Annotated in this window: 20 protein-coding genes; 8 read left to right on the top strand and 12 right to left on the bottom strand. The window is 42.5% G+C overall.

Annotated elements, in window-relative coordinates; genetic code table 11:
* Positions 1–39 precede the first annotated feature (39 nt).
* On the bottom strand, positions 40–720 hold the full coding sequence (gene radC / locus ACS8FC_RS02750) for a RadC family protein (RefSeq protein ID WP_439295799.1): 681 nt from the start codon (positions 718–720) through the stop codon (positions 40–42).
* A 139-nt stretch (positions 721–859) separates the two neighbouring features.
* Here radC and coaBC point away from each other — a divergent pair, with 139 nt between their 5' ends.
* Together coaBC and ACS8FC_RS02740 are read left to right on the top strand one after the other, a co-directional pair.
* On the top strand, positions 860–2,281 hold the full coding sequence (gene coaBC / locus ACS8FC_RS02745; protein WP_439295798.1) for a bifunctional phosphopantothenoylcysteine decarboxylase/phosphopantothenate--cysteine ligase CoaBC: 1,422 nt from the start codon (positions 860–862) through the stop codon (positions 2,279–2,281).
* A gap of 33 nt (positions 2,282–2,314) precedes the next feature.
* Positions 2,315–3,115, top strand: coding sequence for a TSUP family transporter (locus tag ACS8FC_RS02740; RefSeq protein ID WP_439295797.1), 801 nt, complete (start codon positions 2,315–2,317; stop codon positions 3,113–3,115).
* Between the two features lie 104 nt (positions 3,116–3,219).
* Here ACS8FC_RS02740 and ACS8FC_RS02735 read toward each other — a convergent pair whose 3' ends face one another.
* From ACS8FC_RS02735 to ACS8FC_RS02720, 4 genes are all read right to left on the bottom strand, one after another.
* Positions 3,220–3,426 (bottom strand): DUF2905 domain-containing protein, encoded by a 207-nt coding sequence (locus ACS8FC_RS02735; protein ID WP_439295796.1) that lies wholly within the window; start codon positions 3,424–3,426, stop codon positions 3,220–3,222.
* Between the two features lie 61 nt (positions 3,427–3,487).
* A complete protein-coding gene (locus tag ACS8FC_RS02730) occupies positions 3,488–4,420 on the bottom strand; it encodes a histone deacetylase family protein (protein ID WP_439295795.1) in 933 nt (310 codons plus the stop codon).
* Positions 4,421–4,685: 265 nt separating this feature from the next.
* Entirely contained in the window at positions 4,686–5,594 is a 909-nt protein-coding gene (locus tag ACS8FC_RS02725) for a YbjN domain-containing protein (protein WP_439295794.1), read from the bottom strand.
* Positions 5,595–5,658: 64 nt separating this feature from the next.
* Positions 5,659–6,771: a hypothetical protein gene (locus ACS8FC_RS02720; protein ID WP_439295793.1), complete on the bottom strand. Its 1,113-nt coding sequence runs from the start codon at positions 6,769–6,771 to the stop codon at positions 5,659–5,661.
* A 132-nt stretch (positions 6,772–6,903) separates the two neighbouring features.
* Between ACS8FC_RS02720 and ccmA the strand changes: the two genes are divergently transcribed.
* The 5 genes from ccmA to ccmE all read left to right on the top strand — a co-directional run bounded on the left by ccmA (position 6,904) and on the right by ccmE (position 10,330).
* Entirely contained in the window at positions 6,904–7,533 is a 630-nt protein-coding gene (gene ccmA / locus ACS8FC_RS02715) for a heme ABC exporter ATP-binding protein CcmA (protein ID WP_439295792.1), read from the top strand.
* A 105-nt stretch (positions 7,534–7,638) separates the two neighbouring features.
* Positions 7,639–8,370 (top strand): heme exporter protein CcmB, encoded by a 732-nt coding sequence (locus tag ACS8FC_RS02710; RefSeq protein WP_439295811.1) that lies wholly within the window; start codon positions 7,639–7,641, stop codon positions 8,368–8,370.
* Between the two features lie 179 nt (positions 8,371–8,549).
* The gene (gene ccmC / locus ACS8FC_RS02705; protein ID WP_439262042.1) at positions 8,550–9,338 is read left to right on the top strand and encodes a heme ABC transporter permease CcmC; all 789 of its coding nucleotides are present in this window, start codon (positions 8,550–8,552) and stop codon (positions 9,336–9,338) included.
* Positions 9,339–9,354: 16 nt separating this feature from the next.
* Complete coding sequence (ccmD, locus tag ACS8FC_RS02700) at positions 9,355–9,576, top strand: heme exporter protein CcmD (protein ID WP_439262040.1); 222 nt, start codon at positions 9,355–9,357, stop codon at positions 9,574–9,576.
* A 253-nt stretch (positions 9,577–9,829) separates the two neighbouring features.
* Positions 9,830–10,330 carry a cytochrome c maturation protein CcmE gene (gene ccmE, locus ACS8FC_RS02695; protein ID WP_299217813.1) on the top strand — a complete coding sequence of 167 codons (501 nt, stop codon included), beginning with the start codon at positions 9,830–9,832 and terminating at the stop codon, positions 10,328–10,330.
* A gap of 80 nt (positions 10,331–10,410) precedes the next feature.
* Here the strand turns inward: ccmE and ACS8FC_RS02690 are convergent, their stop codons facing one another.
* Positions 10,411–11,259, bottom strand: coding sequence for an aldo/keto reductase (locus ACS8FC_RS02690; protein ID WP_439262038.1), 849 nt, complete (start codon positions 11,257–11,259; stop codon positions 10,411–10,413).
* Positions 11,260–11,596: 337 nt separating this feature from the next.
* On the opposite strand from ACS8FC_RS02690, the gene ACS8FC_RS02685 reads away from it, so the two are divergent.
* On the top strand, positions 11,597–12,853 hold the full coding sequence (locus ACS8FC_RS02685) for an amidohydrolase family protein (protein WP_439295791.1): 1,257 nt from the start codon (positions 11,597–11,599) through the stop codon (positions 12,851–12,853).
* A 162-nt stretch (positions 12,854–13,015) separates the two neighbouring features.
* Here the strand turns inward: ACS8FC_RS02685 and ACS8FC_RS02680 are convergent, their stop codons facing one another.
* The 6 genes from ACS8FC_RS02680 to ACS8FC_RS02655 all read right to left on the bottom strand — a co-directional run bounded on the left by ACS8FC_RS02680 (position 13,016) and on the right by ACS8FC_RS02655 (position 20,453).
* On the bottom strand, positions 13,016–13,978 hold the full coding sequence (locus tag ACS8FC_RS02680; protein ID WP_439295790.1) for a MetQ/NlpA family ABC transporter substrate-binding protein: 963 nt from the start codon (positions 13,976–13,978) through the stop codon (positions 13,016–13,018).
* A 136-nt stretch (positions 13,979–14,114) separates the two neighbouring features.
* Positions 14,115–14,801 (bottom strand): methionine ABC transporter permease, encoded by a 687-nt coding sequence (locus ACS8FC_RS02675; protein WP_420884158.1) that lies wholly within the window; start codon positions 14,799–14,801, stop codon positions 14,115–14,117.
* A 19-nt stretch (positions 14,802–14,820) separates the two neighbouring features.
* Positions 14,821–15,591, bottom strand: a complete 771-nt coding sequence (locus tag ACS8FC_RS02670) for a methionine ABC transporter ATP-binding protein (RefSeq protein WP_439295789.1) — start codon at positions 15,589–15,591, stop codon at positions 14,821–14,823.
* Positions 15,592–15,894: 303 nt separating this feature from the next.
* A complete protein-coding gene (locus ACS8FC_RS02665) occupies positions 15,895–18,000 on the bottom strand; it encodes an ATP-binding protein (RefSeq protein ID WP_439295788.1) in 2,106 nt (701 codons plus the stop codon).
* Between the two features lie 132 nt (positions 18,001–18,132).
* Positions 18,133–18,855 (bottom strand): response regulator transcription factor, encoded by a 723-nt coding sequence (locus ACS8FC_RS02660; RefSeq protein WP_299186927.1) that lies wholly within the window; start codon positions 18,853–18,855, stop codon positions 18,133–18,135.
* Between the two features lie 344 nt (positions 18,856–19,199).
* A complete protein-coding gene (locus ACS8FC_RS02655) occupies positions 19,200–20,453 on the bottom strand; it encodes an HlyD family efflux transporter periplasmic adaptor subunit (protein ID WP_439295787.1) in 1,254 nt (417 codons plus the stop codon).
* Positions 20,454–20,489 lie beyond the last annotated feature (36 nt).

Below are 20,489 nucleotides of genomic sequence, written 5' to 3'. Positions count from 1 at the left end.
TTTTTTTAAATAAAACGAAAAAATTTTGTGATGTTTGAATTAAAAGGGAGACAAACAGTTTTCAGCGTAAGATAAGGTGTCGTTACGACCAACGATAATATGGTCTATAAAAGTGATATCAAGTAAATCACAGGCTTTTTTTAGCTCATAAGTTAACAGGTTATCTGCTGTCGATGGCTGTGCATCAGTATGAGGATGGTTATGAGCCACGATTAACTGACTGGTTGCATGGCTTAAGGCATGACGCAGTACGTGCTTGATGCATACTGAACAAGAAGAGATGCCACCAGTGAAGAGTATCTCAAAGTTCAATAGGTTCAGAGCATTATCGAGACAAAGTACGGCAAAGACCTCACGATGCTCGCCGCGTAATTGCGTACTGATATAGTCTTTGACTGCTTGTGAGCGCCCAAGCGCTTGACCAGTCTTGAGCTGACTGTCCAGATAGCGTGTACCCATCTCAAGCGAGGCTAATATTTGTGTATATTTGGCAGGTCCGATACCATGGCAGGCAAGTACCGTCTCTTGCGGTGCCGCTAGAAGCTCAGCGAGGCTACCGAATTGCTCAATCAGATGACGAGCAAGCTCGATAGCGGACTGTGATTGAGTACCAGTACGCAAAAATATTGCCAAAACTTCTGTATCAGTTAAATGCGCTGCACCAAATTTTAGCAGCTTTTCGCGTGGTCTGTCGTCTTCGTGCCAATCTTTTATAGCCACTATTTTTCCTTAAATATGGGTTGATTTTAATTAATTGAAAAAGCAAACAAAATTGGAAGAGAAAACTTTCCCCAATTTATCGCATAATTGTTACTATAAACACAATTTTATCTTCTAACCTTTTATTGATGTTATGCCTATGTCTAATGTTGTGCTTGCTATTACTGGTGGTATTGCTGCTTATAAATCTGCTGTTTTTGCCCGTTTATTGATTAAAGCAGGGTTTGATGTGCGTGTCATTATGACGACAGGCGCGCAAGCCTTTATCACGCCGCTCACTCTACAAGCCTTGACTGGTAACGAGGTACACATCTCATTGCTTGATGAGCGCGCTGAGGCTGGCATGGGTCATATTGAGCTTGCCAAGTGGGCAGACTTAATAGTCATTGCCCCAGCTTCAGCCAATACCTTGGCTCGGTTGGCAATGGGAATGGCTGATGACCTATTGACTACAGTATGCCTTGCAACTACCGCACCAGTATTGGTTGCCCCAGCGATGAATCAGCAAATGTGGGCGCATCCAGCAGTAAGCTTAAATGTGCAGACGCTAGCTGATATGAATTATCATATTATTGAGCCTGCCAGCGGTGAGCAGGCGTGCGGTGATGTAGGGGCAGGGCGCTTGCCTGAGCCTGAGCAATTGTTAGCAGAGGTGCGCTTATTTAGTGCGCAGCAAACCATCCCACAGCATCTATTTGGTAAAACGGTCGTTATTACCGCAGGACCCACTGTTGAAGCAATCGATCCGGTGCGCTACTTATCTAATCATTCTTCAGGAAAAATGGGTTTTGCATTGGCACAGGCTTGCGTAGAGGCGGGCGCACAAGTGACATTAATCGCTGGCGGGAAAGTCGCGCTACCAACGCCGCTTGGAGTCACTCGTATTGATGTATTGTCTGCCGCAGAGATGTTAACGACTGCCCAGCAATGTGTTGCTGGTACGCATCCTGCTTTATTGTCCCTGACTGAAAATGAACAACATTATAGTCATGAGCACTACCATACGCACAGCCATGAACACGAACATGGCGACTGTGACTGCCATGAGCCGGACGATCAGATAGAGCAGCAAAGTATGTCGTTAGGAAGTATAACGTTAAACAGTAATTTGGATACATTGCCCTTAGATAACTTGCGCCATGCTGATATCTTTATTGCCACGGCAGCCGTCGCCGATTATCGTACTGAAGAAGCTGCCCCGCAAAAAATCAAAAAAACCCAAGATGCTATGGCACTAAATTTGGTCAAGAACCCTGACATCTTAGCGACTATTTCACATGCCTATCCTGATATGTTTGTCGTCGGTTTTGCAGCAGAGACGCAAGATGTAGAGCACTATGCACGCGGTAAGCTAGCTGCTAAAGATTTAGACTTGATTGCTTGTAACGATGTGTCACGCTCAGACATTGGTTTTGCCAGCGATGACAATGCGATGCAGGTGTTTTTCTCTCAGCGCTATACTCATGATACGGTGACATTAGAAAAAGCAAGTAAGGATAAGATTGCTGAGCAGCTCGCTACTATTATCGGCGAGACCCTGATGCAACGTCTTAATGGTTAATTACTTAGTTATTAGCATTAAGACGCAAATGATATGTCGGTTAGATCTACTGTGATGGATATAGCTGATAGCGATAGCACCCAAACGTTATTGCTGATTGCGATTTTTGCACTGGCATCACTACTGCATGGCATTAGTGGGCTGGGCGTAACGCTTGTAACGACGACTGCGCTTGCTAGCATGTACCCGCTGCCACATGCCATTGTCTTGGTGATATTCCCGTCGTTATTGCTTAATGCGATGACTTGGCTGGCTGGTGGCGGTCGTAGTATCTGGCAAAACTTTATTTATTACGGCAGACGCTATTGGCTGCTCGCGTTAACCAGCCTACTTGGTAGTATTTTGGGCGCCAAGCTACTGCTGTGGGTAGATAGTGCTTATATATTATTGATATTAGCAGCTGTCATTGGTTTTTATGTGATAAGTGCACTACTCGGTAAGCAAGTACGTCTGCCTGATACTAAGCCTGTGCTGATTATCATAGGCTTTAGTGCAGGCGTCATTGGCGGCGCCACCAACGCGATGTCGACTATCTTGATGATGTACTTATTGTCAGCGAGTAATGATAAAAACACCATCGCTAAAGTCGGCAACATGTGTTATTTCTTGGGTAAAATTGCCCAAATCATCGTATTGCGTGAGCCTATTATGGCATTAAGCCGTGGTGAATGGCAGCTGATTACTCTGCTGAGTGTTCTGTCTATTGCCGCCCTTTTAGTCGGTATCCGCCTGCGTCGTTACTTACCGCAAGCACGCTTTCGTCAGCTTATTTTATTGATTCTCACGCTACTTGGTATACGTGTAGGCTGGCAGGGAATTACGGCATTTTTGTAGTCTAGTCAGTACCAAATAGAATCGAGCCATCAATAATTACGTGCTACTGGGTTTTAAAATGAGTTGACTATAGGGAGTGCTTTTCAAGTTAACGTAAAATATGACTAGCGATTGAATAAATTTAACATGATAGTAGCGATGACACTGATGACTATCATCGTGACTACTGGAAAATAAACCCGTGTGTTGCCTGAAGTGTGTTTGATATCGCCTGGCAGATTACCTATCCACGAAAACGCGCTTGGAAACAGTAGCCAAATAACGCCGATAATAACCAGCACAATGCCTATAATTATCAATATTTTTGCCATATAAAGCCTCGCAAATGCTCTGATTTTATCTCGTCTTAACTAAATGGTTTTATCTCGTCTATTAATGGGCTGCACATGAGCCAGTCATCTCACCAAAATACAGCTGCTGGGCGACCCGAAAGGTATTACAGTGCGCTTCGACCACATCTTCAACATTTTCTGAATAGCCACCGCCCATGACGATAGCGACTGGAATGTTAGCGGCTTTTGCTTGCTGCAAGACGTACTCATCGCGTGCCCTACAACCATCTTGCGTTAAGCCAAGTTTACCTAGCTTATCGGTCGCGAGCACATCGACTGCAGATTGATAAAAAATCATATCTGGTGCGACGTCGCTAATTAAACGTGGCAGCGTATCCATCAAAATCTGTAAATATTCTGCATCACCCGTATCGTTATCCAGCTCAATATCTAAGTCGGATATTTCTTTACGAAACGGATAGTTCTTAGCGCCGTGCATACTAAACACAAAAACGCGCGGCTCATCCGCCATAATGCTAGCGTTACCATTGCCTTGATGGACATCCAAATCAACGATTAAAATCTTTTGCGCCTGTCCACGGTCTAATAATAAATTACTGGCGATACAAACATCGTTAAAGACGCAAAATCCCTCGCCATGATCGGCAAACGCATGATGGGTGCCGCCTGCGACATTCATCGCTACACCGTATTGCTGGGCATATAACGCACATTCATAAGTGGCATGGGCAATATGGCGACCACGATCTACTAACGCTTCGGTCATCTCAAAACCGATAGGGCGCGCTTCTTTGCGTGGCAGCGTTTGGGTTTTAAGCTTATGCCAATAGTCCTCAGTATGAGTGGTTAATATCTCATTTTCTGTTAGACGCTTCGGTGCAAAAAAGTTATCGGTCGTGATAGTCCCTTCGTTAAGCAGTCGCTCAGGAATCATCGTATATTTTTGCATGGGAAAACGATGCTTGTCGGGTATGGAATAACGGAAGACTTCAGAGTAAGCAATTTTTAGCATAATGTTTAATTGTGTCGGTGTTTAAGAGGGTGATAAGGAGTTTGTGAAAGCATTTTTTATTATCTTTAATAGTTTAGAGGTTATAAAAGATAGGATTATAGTCTCTACTAAATAAAAGTGTTATACATCTCATCTGCATACGAGGCTGATAAAAATTTTCTTGCTTGCTGTGCCTACGCAGACAGAGGCTACGAAAATTTCTATCAGCCTCGCCTTAAGATTTTCAAAGTAAGTTTGTTGTGTTACTTTTTTAAATTGAGCATCTTTATTGAACAAATTGAGTCGGAAGAAAGAAGGTTCTTGAGTCGGATTGCTGACGTAGCTCTATAAGTAACGTTTGCATATCTTCAGCAGGGTCTTGAGTATTGATTAAATCATCAAATATCTCGTAAGCGACCGTAGTCATGGCAATCACGCTTTGTAGCAGATGCTCAATGATATGATCATTAATGCCAACTGCTTCGACATCGATAGCATGTTTGTATCGTATTTCGCCATCATTCACATCCATCTCTAAATTGCCAATCAGCATGTCATAATTAATTTGGGTAATAAGTAACATTGCTGCGTTTTGATGACTCTCTGGCACTAAGAACGGTAAGATCCCATAGACTGCTAGCAGATTGTTTTTCTCCTGCACGCGGAACAGATAGCCACATTCTAGTTGTTTATTGCGCATTCTTAAGGATAAATGGTGCGATTGCTGGCTGTCATTGATTCTTGGCCGATAATGGGTGTAGTGCCATTGTTTGTCATTAAAATACTGCTTAAGATAATCGACAATAGCTATGTCAGTATTACGGCCTTGTTCGGCAGTCTGATTCGGTGTATCTGCTTTAGCATTCTCGCTATCTTTTTTATTATTACTGATGTCGCCGTTCGTGTCTGTTTTAGCAAAGCCTATGCTACTAGCATTTTTATCATTGGTCTTGTTATCACTAGGCTTTTTATTAGCCTTGGCGCTATAAGCTCCAGCTTGTAAAGTATCAGTAGCAGTATCTTTATTAACATTAATATCTTTATTAATATCAGTATCGTTATCAACGCTAAATTCAGCTTTAAGTGACAACGATTGCTGCGACAATTTCACGTCATCAGCAACAGCCTGCGGTGCTGAAGCAGTCAGGAACCGTTTGAGTTTTTGCCATAAGCTGAGTTTATTATGTTGACTCATAGTTGTTGTACTAACTTAATAAATGAATAATATTAAAAGCTGATAAATAAGCTAAAACCTCGAATTAATTTTTGCTGAATACGAAACCATCTTTGATGTTAGGTTGCGCATAAAATGCTTGTAACATGTTATAGATATGAGTGGTAAGCCATGTACTTTCAAGAGCGTCATGCACGACAGGAAGTAGGGCGCTACTTAATTGCGTCATGGCCTCTTCATCAATATATAAGCTCGCTGCTACGCTCGCAATCGTATCCGACTGATGATTAGTGTACCAAGTGTCGACGCTAGCTGAGACAAGGCTGCGCAAGTAAGGCGACAAGCGCAGACGGTTATAGCTTTGTTGGATACTGGCTTCGATATGATCAATACTGCTATGGTCAGGCTCATCGTTTAAGTAGGTTTGTAGCTGGCTAATCGGTTGGTCTTTGATGCGTCCCCAACCTGTTATCAAGAGCCGAGCGACTTCTTCATTTGATAAGTGTGCTTGCGCATTCGCCTCTGCTCGGCGAGTTAAGTCTTTAATATTGCGATGCAAGTACGTCTGTAACTTTTCATCCAGGTTTCTGTTGGTTGCCTTCTCAAATGAGCTGCGTCCAAGCTTCATGAGCTTACCAACACCGCCTGCTTTATCCAGCGTGGTTTCCATAAAGTCGTTGATAGCGTGATATAGTGTTTGCGTCAACAAGTCTGCAAAGGTTTCATTGCCGACTAGCGTATGAATCAAGGCATTACGCTGCTCGTCATGGCTACCTATGTAATTGGCAAGAGTTTCAACCTGAGTATCATCCACTAGCTCAGATAAAGGTACGTTGTCGTTGACTGGATGATAAATGACCGTATGCAAGATATCGCGGATATCGGTGCGCATGACATCGCTCATCGGTTGGCTCAGTAGCCAGTCATTAATCAGGTGCTGCAAATCATCGGCGCTAACGTATTTATGTAGTGGCTGCGCGCCTAACCACTGCCAAGCCTCTAGAGCCATCGGCTCTGCTTGCTGCTGTAACCACTGCTGCATAAAGGCAACTTGAGCATCGATTAAGCTATCCATAGTTAGGCTAGCAGCTGATAAGCTTGCGCTAGGATGAGCAGTTGCAGCACCTGTATGAGGCGTTGGAATTTGAGTGTCTGATGCTTGAGTGTTTAGAGTTTGGTTATCTTTTGAAGTCTGCATAGGTTTTGAGGTCATAGTAATCGACAATTTGTTATACTGTGTGGATATAGTGAGCATAAAGTATTATGCCATGAACCATGTATTCGTTTGTGATGAATATTGCTTAGCGCTTGATAAATAATGAGAGATTTAATGACGGCTGTGGATGCACCCTTACTTGTGCTCAATGAGCTGACGGTTCAGCGCGGTGAAATACCTTTATGTGAAGGGGTCACGCTCAACTTACCTGCGGGAAGCATCTGTCATTTAGTTGGTGCAAACGGTACCGGTAAAACGACGCTACTGATGCAACTGGCGGGATTGTTGCCAGTGATGACGGGCAAGGTTCACTACCAAGGCGTAGCAAATCTGCCTATTCAGCCTTTATATGTCTCGCATCAGTTAGGCATTCATCCCAATCTGACGGTCGCGCAAAATCTGACCTTTCTGCTGAACCTATATGGCATTAGCCCAAGTATCGCTGATATTGACGACGCTCTCGCTTGGGTGGGATTGCAAGGCTTTGAGACGATTAGCTCAAGCCATTTATCTGCTGGGCAAACGCGTCGCATCACCCTTGCAAGACTATATTTGTTGACGCCGGACGTAACACCATTATGGTTACTGGATGAGCCTTTTACCGCACTTGATGTCGATATGGTGGCACGAATGGAAGACAGGTTGCGCGAATTTTCCCATACTGGTGGTGCCATATTGATGACCAGTCATCAAACTGTCGGCGTCGCCAATCAGGTGCTCAATTTGTCAGATTACATGGTATAAGCGCGACAAATATAAGTGAAAGGACGAATAATGACAGACAGTCCATTACAAAATAGTCCATTACGAGATAGTCCAGTGCAAGAGAGCACCATGCAAGAAAACCTAATGCAAGACAGTCCAGTACAAGTAGCGAATAAAAGCTCAAACGTTAGCGCATTAGCTGCGCGTGGTATCAGTTTTAGACAGTTATGGCGGCGCGAATGGCACGTGAAGCAGCAAGGTGCCGTGCAGTGGTTATACCCTTTGGTACTGTTTTTGGTAATTATTACCTTATTTCCGCTAGCCGTAGGTAGCGAGCCTGCGCTGTTGCAGCGTCTTGGGGTCTCAGCTGTGTGGATTGCTGCTCTGTTGTCACTGGTGATGGGCGTTGATGGCTTATTTAAACCTGCTCTCGATAATGGCACGCTCGCGCAGTTGGTCGTCGCCAAAGCGTCGCTACCGTTATGGGTACTTATCCGCTTGGTTATCCATTGGATTTTTAGTAGTGGTATTGTGGCCGTGCTCAGTTTACTTGCCGTGCCATTGTTTCAACTTAGCTGGTTTGAAGCGTGGATATTGATGGCTTCTATTGTGACAGGTAGTCCGATGCTGTTGATGTTGTCAGCGGTCGCCAGTAGCTTGACGCTGTCATTAAAGAATGGCGCGGTGCTAGTGCCTTTGATTGCTTTGCCAATGCAGTTGCCAGTACTGATTTTTGCGACAGGAGCAGTTGACTTATTTGCTACTGGTCTTAATGGTTTGCCGATATTGGCTTTATTATTGGCAGGTAGTATTATCTCGGTACTCGTGATGCCATGGGTGATTGCTATGACCCTAAAAATGGCGTGGCTAAATTGAAAAAACCTTTATATTAACAGCATGTTGAAAACGGGCAACTTTGCTATAATAGCCAATTAAATCCATAACAAGTCACTTGTAGATTCTATCCAGTGTTTAACGCCAGCAGGTTAGCAGATAGTAGCGTTCATGATGTAGTATCTGTATAACCAATATGCTGTGCAAATAGGTTTATTCCCATGCCCAACCTGAATAATGTCTCATCTCCTAGCCTATGGCAGCGCATCTGGCAAGGCTTCTTGACCACTGTGGGTACCAAGCAGTTTTTTCGCATCTTTGCGCCTTGGGTTAAGTGGTTGGCAATATTAGCCAGCATTTTTCTACTGATCGGTAGTGTTTGGGGTCTCGCTTTTGCGCCGCCTGACTATTTACAAGGTAATAGCTACCGCATTATTTTTATTCACGTGCCAGCGGCCAGTATCGCTATTTCTATCTATTTTGCCCTCGCCGTATTAGGGGTTATCTTCCTTGTTTGGAAAATCAAGACGGCCAGTCTGGTGGCGCAGGCGCTTGCTCCATTGGGCTTTTTGCTCTGCGTGATTAGCTTAATCACCGGCTCTATTTGGGCAAAACCTACTTGGGGTACTTACTGGGTTTGGGATGCGCGTTTAACGTCTATGCTGATTTTGGCGTTTTTATATGCAGGCGTGATGGCGTTGTTTGCAGCGTTTGAGCATACCGCTAATCGAGGTAAAGCGGCGGCTATTTTATCCATTGTCGGCGCAGTGAATCTACCTATTATTAAATATTCGGTACAGTGGTGGAATACCTTACATCAAGGCTCAACTTTTACCTTAACCGCCGCACCAAAAATGTCAGCCGATATGTGGATGCCATTGCTACTTATGATTATCGGTAGTTACTTACTAGTCGCGACATTAACGATTTATCGTACTAACACCCTCATTTTGTACCGAGATCAAGGTAAAGCGTGGGTCAAAGAATATATTCGTGGACAAGACAAATAATGGCTAGGAGCTGATTATGCAGCCTTACTTTTATAGCATATCTGAGTTTATCGCCATGGGTAAGCATGGCGTGTTTGTCTGGTCGTGTTGGGCAATTACGGTGGGCGTGATGCTGGCTTTTATTATTTATAGCCGTAAGCAGCGACAAACACTTATCAAACAGCTGACCATTCAGCAAGCGCGTCAAGCTCAGCGTACTACTAAAAACCCCAATTCTGTACCCGAGCAAACGTTATAAAAAATATTTTAATATCATTGCCTTAGCATATACTATTACATTTTTTTAAATGATGAAAACATAAGCTTATTAGTGTTTAAAGGCTTATTGATTTGTTTGAAAAATGCTACCATATAACCATTAGAAAACTACGATTAGAAAAATATTTTAAAAAATTTTTCTAATCGTAGTTTCTTTAATATTTTCTGTTTTATAGATTTAGATGGTATTGCCTATATCTTGTAAGGCAAAGACTCATTAATGAGGTAATAGTATGAATGCAGTTCGTCGCAAAAAACTGATGTGGGTAATGTTTACGTTAGCAGGAGCAGCAATTGCCGTGGTACTGGTCATTTATGCTATTGGCCAGCAGACTGACTATTATTTTGATGCGACCGCTATTGCCGAGGGCGAAGCACCCCAAGATAAGCGTATTCGTGCAGGTGGTATGGTCGTTGCTGGTAGCGTACAGCGGGCGCCAGACAATCCATTAAATGTTGAGTTCGCGATTACAGATTTTGAATCAACGGTTCCGGTCACTTATCAAGGTATCTTGCCGGATTTATTTGCTGAAAATTCAGGCGTGGTCGCCACTGGTAAAATGCAGGGCGAGACTTTTGTGGCCGGTGAAGTGCTAGCCAAGCATGACGAAAACTATATGCCACCTGAGGTTGCCAAGTCTATGAAAGCTAATAACCGCAATGGATTGACACCGACTTCTGAGCAGTACAATCCAGCAGAGCCAATCCACGAGTCCAAAACGTTGCAACAGTAGTCTTAAACATCTACTGACAGCAAAAGCGCCGCTAATATTTTATTAACGGCGCTTTTTTTATATGGGTGTTGATATAAAAGTTAGTCATCCCATACAGGAGTATAATCAGGATGTTCGATTTTACGGCCATCGCTACGAGCCAAGTTGCCAATTTTTTCTAATTCATCGGCGCTAAGCTGGACTTCGATAGCATCCAAGTTACCTTGTAAATGATCAGGATTAGAAGTCTTTGGAATAGCCACACGGTCTTTATCCGATAGTATCCAAGCCAATGATATTTGGGCTGGAGTCACGTTATGCTTGTCTGCAATCTCTTTGATAACGTCATTATTAAACACGTCACCGCGTGCGAGTGGTGAGTAAGCTTCCAATAAAATATGGTGATTATTCAAAAAAGACTGCAAGGTGTTTTGTTTGATAAATGGATGAAACTCGACTTGGTTGACGACAATAGGGACATCAGCATGTTTCTTTGCTTCAATAATATTGGCGATATTAAAGTTAGAGACGCCGATATTGCGTGTTAAGCCTTGTTTTTGCAACTCGCACAATGCAGGAATGGTCTCAGATAACGGTACACGGGAATCTGGCCAGTGTAATAGCAATAGGTCGACATAATCGGTATCGAGATTTTCTAAAGAACGTTTGGCCGCTGCGATTAACTTTTCTGGCTCAAACTTCATATCATCAGGGAAAATCTTCGTGGTCAAAAAGAACTTATCACGAGCCACGCCTGATTGTTTGATACCTTTTCCGACTTCGACTTCATTATCATAAGCTTGCGCAGTATCAATATGCTCATAACCCATTTTTAGTGCTTGACTGACGACATCAATACAGTCTTGTCCTGTTGATTGCCAGGTACCAAGTCCTAATACGGGAATATTGGCTTTGCCTGCGGTACGAATTTTATAAGTTTTGGTACTCATATTATTATCCTTATTATGTGTTATTTGTGGTTTTACAGCTTTTTAAATAATTCATGATACGATCTGAGTTAGCAGCTTCTAAACCTGAGTTAACAATCGTTATATCCTAGTATTAATTATAAAACCTAGCCTGATAGAATGACTAAGCAACCCAGCTACTATAGAAAAAAATAGAAAAAAGTGAAAGAGTAAGTGACGGTTTTCTACAAAGGACAAACAGGCTGTAACGTCATTATATGTTTTAAAAAAGCATTGCAATAGTACAGTACGATATCGATTTTGAAGGTATTTAGTTTCTATTTCTTAATCACTTATTAGTCAATAACAGGAGTTTGTCATGATCAAATTTACTAATGCAAATATCTATCGCAATAGCGAAGCTAATGAGATTTTAGTCAAGGACGGAATCATTGAGCAGATTGGTAGAGGCTTGCCTGCCGCTACGGAGGAGATTGATTTAAAGGGCTGTTTGGTGGTACCGCCTTATGTGGACTCACATCTGCATCTTGATTATGTTTATACGGGTGGCGGCGATGATGCCAAGAACGCCTCAGGAACGCTGTTTGAAGGTATTGCACGCTGGCACGATGTCAAAAAAACGCAGTCTTTTGAAGAAGCTAAAACGCGTATGTTAAAAGGTATTCAAGAAGAAGTCTCCAAAGGGGTGCAATATATTCGTACCCATATTGACGTTTGTGATCCTGATCTGACTGGGCTCAAAGCGATGCTGGAGCTGCGCGAAGAGTTAAAAGACAACTTGACTATTCAAATCGTTGCTTTCCCGCAAGAGGGCATGTATGCCTACAAAGGCGCTGTTGAGCTGATAGAGGAAGCTCTCAAGATGGGCGCGGACTGCGTCGGTGGTATTCCACATTTTGAATGGGCGTACGAGTTTGGGCAAGATTCTGTACGTAAAACGGTTGAGCTTGCGCTCAAGTATGACAAACTCATCGACGTGCATTGTGATGAGACCGATGACCCGATGAGTCGTCACGTGCAATTATTGAATGCTTTGGTCATGATTGAAGGTATCGGTGCGCGTACAGCGGCTAGTCATACTTGCTCATTTGGTTCTGCAGATGATGCTTATGCGTTTCGTATGATGGGACTGTTTGAGCAATCAGGTATGAACTTTATTGCACTGCCGACCGAAAACGCTTATCTGCAAGGTCGCCAAGATACTTATCCAAAACGTCGTGGCCTCACGCGAGTGAAAGAATTCTGGGAGAATGGTATTAACATCTCTTTTGGTCAAGATTCCATCAATGATCCTTGGTATCCAGCGGGCAACGGTAACATGATGAATATCTTGGATAATGGTATTCACTTAGCACAAACCATGTCATTACCGCAGCTTGATGTCTGCCTTGACTTCATTACCTTTAATGGCGCGAAAACCTTGAACATCGAAGAAGAGTACGGTATTGAGGTGGGTAAGGCAGCAAACTTCCTAGTATTGGATGCGACAAGTCCATTTGAAGCGGTGCGCCAACGCGCGGATGTACTGGCCTCAATTCGTAATGGTAAGTACCTGTTTAAGAAACCTGAGCCTAGTTATGATATTGAGCTGGACTTGTTTAGAAGCACTATCTAACGATTAGTACAAAAGCTAAATATAAAATTTAGAACGTAAAAAATGCCCATTACTCATAAGTAGTGGGCATTTTTGTGTTTACGACTTGTCTTATTAGCACTGTTAATTAATTCAAATTAGCAGTATTTAATGGTCTAAAACTTTTAGCCATTAAGCTCTTGATTACTGAGCTGCTTCTGCTTCTACAGGAGCAGTGCTTGCAGTAGTTTCGGTAGCTGGTGCAGTGTTACCACCCCAGATTTTTGGATATTTGTAGCCTGGGAAAGTATTATGAGCATACTTTTTGAAGGCTTCTGAGTTATAAGCGTTGGTGACGTCTTCAACCCATTTTTTACCAGCATCAGCAGATTTGACCGCTGACCAGTTAACATAAGCAAAGCTTGGCTCTTGGAACAACGCTTCGGTTAGCTCAATACCAGCATCTGTTGCATAGTTGCCATTGATAACAGCAAAGTCGACTTCGTCACGGGCACGTGGTAATTGAGCCGCTTCTAGTTCAATGATGTCGATGTCATACTTACTGTTATCAGCGATATCAGTTTTTGAAGCAGTCAATGGATCAATATTGTCTTTTAGTGTGATCCAGCCCAGATCGTCCATCATTACCAAGGCACGGGCAAAGTTACTTGGATCATTCGGTGCAGAGACGCTCATGCCTTTGTAGACATCATCAAGAGTGCTTTTTTTGCCTGAATAGATACCGAGCGGAGCGGTTGGTACTTGGAAAACTTCGACCAAATCAAGGTTATTTTCTTTTTTGAAGGTATCAAGATAAGGCTTATGCTGGAAGATATTGATGTCCAAATCACCTTCAGCCAGTGCAAGGTTAGGGCGTACATAGTCAGTAAAAGGTACTAACTCAACTTCATAACCTTGCTCTTCTAGTGAGGCTTTAACTTGATTACGTACCATATCAGCAAAGTCGCCTTCGGTCGTACCGATGACAATTTTAGTGTGTTCAGGATCGATATTGCTAGCAGCAGTTTGAGCTGTTGAACCCTCAGTAACCGCTTCTTTATTTGCTTCTGGTGCAGATGAGTTATTACAACCGACCAACACTAGGCTCGATACACCAACAGCGGCAAATGCAGTCGCCAACTGACGGCTAATATCTGTTAATTTCATAATATTTCCTCAAATAAATAATAAAGTAACCATTAAAAAAGCAACATTATGGATAGTAATGCTGCCTCTACAAAAAATTGGATGACGGTCAAATTAAACCTAGTCGGCTACAATGTCAAGTATTCTACAAAGTGGTTTAGCGTTTATCCAAGCGAGTCGCCAGCCAATTACCAAAAGCTTGAATTGAGATGACCATGATTGATAGCATAATGACAATAAAAATCATGACTTCTGTTTGATAACGGTAATAACCATAACGAATCGCCAGATCACCAAGGCCGCCCCCACCGATCATACCAGCCGCCGCTGAATAAGAAAGTAGGCTGATACATAAAATAGTGACGGATAACACCAGTCCTGATCGCGCCTCATTAAGCAATACTTTAATGATCGTAAAAGGACGTGCGCCCATCGATTCGGTTGCCTCGATAATACCACGTGGTACTTCACGCAGATTTTGCTCGACCAAACGCGCAAAGTAGAACGAGCCGGCAATTGCTAGAACCAAAGAGGCAGCAATAGGACCAATACCTGTGCCGACAATCGCCTTGGTAAATGGACTCATGGCAATCATCAAAATGACAAAAGGGAAGGCACGCATAAAGTTGGTGATACCGCCTAAGATTGCATACAATCCTTTATTCTGTAAAAACTGCCGATCGCTGGACAAAAATAAGAATATCCCAAATAGCCCGCCAATCGTAACAGCAGCAGCGGTCGAGATACCAAGCATGACAAAGGTATCAAACGATGCTTGCCAAATCTCTTTACGCAGCGCATACAGCTTATCTACTGAGGCGGATAGTTCAGTACCAGTTAACATATCTGTTTATTTTACCTCATTAATCTTCAACGACTAAGCCTTTGCCAATCGGAGTGGTTGCTTGAATCAGACCTTCTTTTACTGCTGCAACTTCAAGCAATTTTCCTTGATGAAGTAGTGCTGCTCGATCACAGAGTCTACGAATCACGCTCATCTCATGAGTGACAATCACGATGGTTACGCCAAGCTGGTCATTGATATCACGCAAACAGGTCAGCAAACTGCGAGTCGTTGCAGGGTCAAGCGCGCTGGTCGGCTCATCAGCGAGCAGTACTTTTGGGCTTGGTGCAATGGCGCGAGCAATACCAACACGTTGCTTTTGACCGCCTGATAGCTGCGCAGGATAATGACCTGCACGATCAGTTAGATCCACAATCTCAAGACAATCCATGACACGTTTGCGTACATCGCGACTAGGATAACCTGACACTGTTAAGTTAAACGCCACATTATCAAAGACGGTGCGATTGGACATCAAGTTAAATTGCTGGAAAATCATACCAATATTGTGACGCGCAACACGTAGGTCACTGGCGGACAACGTCGTCAAGTCAGTACCATCGATAATAACCTGACCTGAATCAGGACGCTCAAGCATATTGATTAATCGTAATAAGGTAGATTTACCAGCACCTGAATAGCCCATCAAACCAAAGATTTCACCTTGTCGAACAGACAGGGACGTCGGTTCAACCGCAGTAAACCAATGCGGCTTACCATCTTTGTCTTTTATGGATCGGTCGCTTAAAAAGCTTTTGGTCACGTCATTTAGGACGATCATATCGCTCATGGAATGCTCGAAGTTTAGTAAATAAGGTAGCGGTGATAATGTCGATATACTATTGCAAGATGACAGCGTCAAATCTATATCAATGGCTATATGATAAGGGGCAGTAATATAGCATATTTCTAGACGTTTTGGATATGAACATTCGAGAACCGCTTATAACGATATGGATATTAGCCTTATGCAGTACTCGACGTATAAAGGATATTCATAGAGTCTTGAGATACAGTAGTGGATAGATACAAACAAGTATTAGGTCGAAAAACAGAATTGTTTAGCTTATGTCAATAACTAGATTGGCCATACCTAATCACGGTTATCGTGATTTTTATGTGGGTTATGCTTGACTGGAATGACAACCAAAAACCTAGTATGTCCATTAATAGTATCAGTAATTATTTGGCCTTGATGAGCCGTGACGATTTGTGATACCAGTGATAAACCTAGACCGGAACCTTTGTTTTTTTGCTGTAAGCGCACAAACGGGCTAAAGATTTCTTCGCGCTTGTCTTTCGGGATACCAGTACCTTCATCAATGACTGCAAGTACTGCATATTTTGGTAAAGGGCGTGCATCTTCAGATTTGACTTTTTTAAGATGTTTCTTAAATAGGCTTTCTTTACGTGGTGTGTTATTGCCATCACTATCAACGTTGCTGTTGCTAGCATTACTGTCTTTGGTTGAATTGCCTTTATGGTCAGCAGTATTTGCCTTTTCAATTACTCGCTTGTGAGTGACAGGTTTGACTAGAGCATCACTTAGCTCGCCAGTCTTTAGATGTTGTTCTTGCGATTCTGGGACGATATTCCAAACGACTTTTTTGATTCTATTGGTTAAATCAGAAGCAAGTTTATAGTGGTCATTACGAAGTGTCTTACTATTACCATTGGGAGCTAGGATATCCGCTGTCTGCTTTTGACCTTGGTTATTATAGTTATTATCAGATATGTCTCTTAACTGATCGGTCTCATTATGATCGTGACTGTTTTTATCGTTTTCTTCATCATGACTAACAAGCGTTTCGCCATTTTTAAAAATAACCGGTGCTGGTATGATGTCAGGCTGTTCTGATGCATCGGATGAGGTCTGTTCAACAGACTGGATAGAGGTAGGGCTGTCTTCTTGATCGTCTTTAGACTGTTCTATTATATCGATAGGTTTATCATAAGTTGGGTGACCATAGTTTAAATGACCATAGTCAGCAAAGCTACTACATACGAGCGAATCTAACAAATATTCGGGTAGGGTATCTGCTTCTGCAAGGGTTTGTGCGCCATATAACAAAACAGTTACTGGAGGAACACCATGCAACATAGCGTTATTTAGTAGGTTGCGAATAAGATGAGTCAACATCGGCGGTTGGCCATCGATTACAATATGTTCGCCAATCAATGTTGCCTCTGGATAATGCTGTCGCTCTTGATTCACTAAGTCATATAAGTCCACACGTTCAACCTGCTGCATCGCATGACCTGCATCGAGTCGACTCACTAACAAGATGCTTTCCACCAAATCGTTAAGCCCTGATAAATCACGATTGATCGCTTGGGCACGTTTATCAAACTTTGCCTTTGTATCGCTTGGCATCGAACCTGCCAACATGTCCATCATCTCTATCTGTAGACGAATACGGGTAATGGGTGTGCGTAGCTCATGTGATGCATGTGCCAATAATAAGTTATTAGCGTCAATCAAATGTTCGATTTTTTGCGCTGCTTGGTTAAACCCACGAGCAAGAAAAGCAATTTCATCATTACCACGACTATTGACACGTACAGTAAAGTCACCGTCACCAAGTTGACTCATCTGCTGACTCATGTGATTGATACGCCATGTCATTGAACGTGCAATCCACCATAGTACGCCTGCCATAATCATAAGTAAGAGTAGGGTGCCGGTGAACAAGTTTAGCGCCGCAGATAAAGCTGGTTTTTTGGGCGATAGTCGTGACTCATACAGCAATGTATAGCCTGTACTACTATAGACCTGAGCTTGTTGAGTAGGAGGCGTTTCTGAAAAAGAGGGGAATATAATGGTTAATAACGAAGGCGTTGCAGGTAGCTCTAAGGGCAGATCACTGTTGTCGGTTTGCATGAGCAGACGACCTTTACTGTCATACAGTCCCATTTTAGCTTGCAGTGATTCATCAAAGATATCAAAGCTTTTTTTGACCACGGCTAACATAAAACGCGATTGCAAACGGTTATTCTTACTAACGGCCGTATTTAGTTCATGCAAAAAAGGATCAATTTGTCCAAGTATTTGAGTTGCCACCACCTCAGAGCGAATACCAGCATTTTTATCATGAACGAGCTGTGTCAATAACACCATAGCGACTGCGAACAAAACAAGTGCCAGCATCACACTAGCAAATAGTTTGGCAAACACGGAGCGAAAACCCAACTGCTGCATTATATGCTCTCTATTAACGAACGCTTATATCAATGACTAACAAATAGCCATCGCGGTTGACGTGATGGCTATTTTTATTTGGTCATTACTTCAATAGTTTATTCAAACCGATTTGACGCATCAGATAAGTCGTTAAACCTGATCAGTTGCAAATTGATAACCAACACCGCGCACAGTAATGATACGTTTTGGCTGACGCGGATTGTCTTCAATTAAGGCACGTAAGCGTGAAATATGTACATCAATTGCGCGGTCAATGTTATCAGAGCTATCATCGTTTGGCATTGCCTGCCACAACTGCTCACGATTGAGCACTTTACCAGAATGAGTCGCAAAGTAGTGTAATAGTTGGAACTGATGAGTGGTTAGACGTACTGGCTGCTCATCAATGGTCACTTCATGGCTATCAGGAAACACACTCAAACGCCCAAAAGTTAAACTATCAGATTGACTGTCAGCTTGATTGGGCTGCTCATGGCGACGAACCACAGCACGTATGCGGGCTAGTAGTTCTCGCGGTTCAAAGGGTTTGGCGATATAGTCATCAGCACCCATCTCTAGACCCAGCACCCGATCCGTTGTATCGCCTTTTGCAGTCAACATAATGATGGGTACTTTATTAGTCATGTTGTTTTTGTTGCCACGTATCTTTTGACAGACCTGCATACCATCCATATCAGGTAGCATCAAATCTAGTACAACCAGATCAATGTCACGCTCTTTAGTATCCAATATATCCAAACCTTCTTGACCTAACCCTGCATGATGAACGTCGTAATAGTTCATTGTCAGGTAATCGCTAATCAATTCAGCCAAATCTGGATCGTCTTCAATTAATAGGATTTGTTTACTCATGAGCTGTCCTTTATTGGTGGTCATTATTCAATAATTGTTGTTTTAGTCGTCGTGGTTATTTTTCTGATTTTTCTAAGATACATAGTACTATATCGTATCCATAGCAACAGAAAAATGAGCAATACAAATGTTACTGGCTCTATTTTGCCTAACTTAGGCCTTACCACACAAGATGCGCTTTGTTAATATTTCTACACAATGTAACTCGCGACATCGCTAATATATTTTATGAAGTCGCTATTTTAGTCAGCCTAAATAGGAATACAACGTAGAAAGCAGATAAAATGAATGATATTTTGTTCTGAAAATTCTAAAGTAAAGCTTGAGCATTGGATGGAACAACGTTATGAAACAATTACCTTTTTGCCTACTGACTCTATGGGCAAATCTGCTAAGCAAATGAGGCTATCATTACTAATACCAGCAACCAGATATTGTTCAGTGCTAGGATCGTACTTGATCACTTCTACTGACAAACGAGTTAAGCGTTGATCTTGTTTGATTATCCAAACGTTAGCAGTGATTGGCATAAGCGACTGATAAGGGGGCTTTTTTAGTGCCGACAGATCAGCATCATGGATACCATATTCAGGCATAATGGTACCGACTTCTATCTGTCCATAATCAACCCGTCCAGAAACGAGCATATCAGGTCTGAGCTTATCACGACTGGCTTCGTTTTTGACGACATGAACATAGACCTGTAGCTTGTCGGGCTGATTACTCACGACTAGTTTCCCAACTTGACCAACAAACTTCTCTGATGCGTTCTTGGCTGTAAAATTCACAGTTTGCCCGACTGACAGTTGCGGTTTCATTTTTAGAGGAAGCGTGGCAATAAACTGCAAGTTTTTATCATCGCTTAAACGTAATAAAGGCGTGCGAGCAGTAACTGGTTGGGCATTTTTTACATGTAATTTATCAATACGTCCAGAAAAGCTTGCTCGTACTACAACAGACTGTGCTGTTAAATTGGTCGGTATGGTTTGCTCTACAGTGGCTGTATCTTGATCGTTGTTAGGTTTTTCACTATCTATACTGCTATCTACCTTGTCATCTGTTACATCACGATGGGTCAAAACCTCCTCTATCGACGCTACATTATTATTCGATTCTTCATCATTACTATCTATGTCTTCTTCTTTTGGCATGTTAGTAGCGGGTTTCACCTTGCTAGTAACACCCTTTTCTTTTTGTTCAATATCTTCAGTAGCTGCAGAAGTTGCACTGACTTTATCAACAGACACTTGACGCTTTACTATTAATAGTGGGGTACCTTCCTCTATCCATTGTCCTTCTGTAACCAATACTTTTTGCACAATGATGTCATGCACTGCGACAAAACGTGACTGCTTAGTAGGTTCGATTACTCCTTGCAAGCCAAGACTTGGCTGATAGCGAGAGGGTTTGATATTCAAAATATAATCAGACGCCATAGTGACACTATCGGCACTAGCGATAATAGGAGAGTCTGCCTGTACATCTTTTTCGTTAAGCGGTTGATTGTCTACAGGTGCTGGAGGCTGGCAAGCAATTATAAGTAAGCTACTTAACAAGAAGGCACAGTTCTTGCAGTTGTTAGAAAGTCTTATACGCATCGTCATTAATCATTATGGTGAACGTCATTTTATTAT

The organism is Psychrobacter sp. 1Y4 (assembly GCF_051847555.1).
This window is presented reverse-complemented; position numbering and strand designations above follow the sequence as displayed.

Excerpts from the sequence above, each read along its gene's own strand:
- ccmE (WP_299217813.1), top strand. The coding sequence starts at position 9,830 with ATGAATGCAGTTCGTCGCAAAAAACTGATGTGGGTAATGTTTACGTTA.
- ACS8FC_RS02675 (WP_420884158.1), bottom strand. The coding sequence starts at position 14,801 with ATGTTAACTGGTACTGAACTATCCGCCTCAGTAGATAAGCTGTATGCG.
- ACS8FC_RS02660 (WP_299186927.1), bottom strand. The coding sequence starts at position 18,855 with ATGAGTAAACAAATCCTATTAATTGAAGACGATCCAGATTTGGCTGAA.
- ACS8FC_RS02665 (WP_439295788.1), bottom strand. The coding sequence starts at position 18,000 with ATGCAGCAGTTGGGTTTTCGCTCCGTGTTTGCCAAACTATTTGCTAGT.
- ACS8FC_RS02720 (WP_439295793.1), bottom strand. The coding sequence starts at position 6,771 with ATGCAGACTTCAAAAGATAACCAAACTCTAAACACTCAAGCATCAGAC.
- ACS8FC_RS02680 (WP_439295790.1), bottom strand. The coding sequence starts at position 13,978 with ATGAAATTAACAGATATTAGCCGTCAGTTGGCGACTGCATTTGCCGCT.
- ccmD (WP_439262040.1), top strand. The coding sequence starts at position 9,355 with ATGCAGCCTTACTTTTATAGCATATCTGAGTTTATCGCCATGGGTAAG.
- ACS8FC_RS02730 (WP_439295795.1), bottom strand. The coding sequence starts at position 4,420 with ATGCTAAAAATTGCTTACTCTGAAGTCTTCCGTTATTCCATACCCGAC.
- ACS8FC_RS02710 (WP_439295811.1), top strand. The coding sequence starts at position 7,639 with ATGCAAGACAGTCCAGTACAAGTAGCGAATAAAAGCTCAAACGTTAGC.
- ACS8FC_RS02725 (WP_439295794.1), bottom strand. The coding sequence starts at position 5,594 with ATGAGTCAACATAATAAACTCAGCTTATGGCAAAAACTCAAACGGTTC.
- ACS8FC_RS02670 (WP_439295789.1), bottom strand. The coding sequence starts at position 15,591 with ATGAGCGATATGATCGTCCTAAATGACGTGACCAAAAGCTTTTTAAGC.
- ccmC (WP_439262042.1), top strand. The coding sequence starts at position 8,550 with ATGCCCAACCTGAATAATGTCTCATCTCCTAGCCTATGGCAGCGCATC.
- ACS8FC_RS02740 (WP_439295797.1), top strand. The coding sequence starts at position 2,315 with ATGTCGGTTAGATCTACTGTGATGGATATAGCTGATAGCGATAGCACC.
- ACS8FC_RS02655 (WP_439295787.1), bottom strand. The coding sequence starts at position 20,453 with ATGCGTATAAGACTTTCTAACAACTGCAAGAACTGTGCCTTCTTGTTA.
- ACS8FC_RS02690 (WP_439262038.1), bottom strand. The coding sequence starts at position 11,259 with ATGAGTACCAAAACTTATAAAATTCGTACCGCAGGCAAAGCCAATATT.
- ACS8FC_RS02685 (WP_439295791.1), top strand. The coding sequence starts at position 11,597 with ATGATCAAATTTACTAATGCAAATATCTATCGCAATAGCGAAGCTAAT.
- coaBC (WP_439295798.1), top strand. The coding sequence starts at position 860 with ATGTCTAATGTTGTGCTTGCTATTACTGGTGGTATTGCTGCTTATAAA.
- ACS8FC_RS02735 (WP_439295796.1), bottom strand. The coding sequence starts at position 3,426 with ATGGCAAAAATATTGATAATTATAGGCATTGTGCTGGTTATTATCGGC.
- ccmA (WP_439295792.1), top strand. The coding sequence starts at position 6,904 with ATGACGGCTGTGGATGCACCCTTACTTGTGCTCAATGAGCTGACGGTT.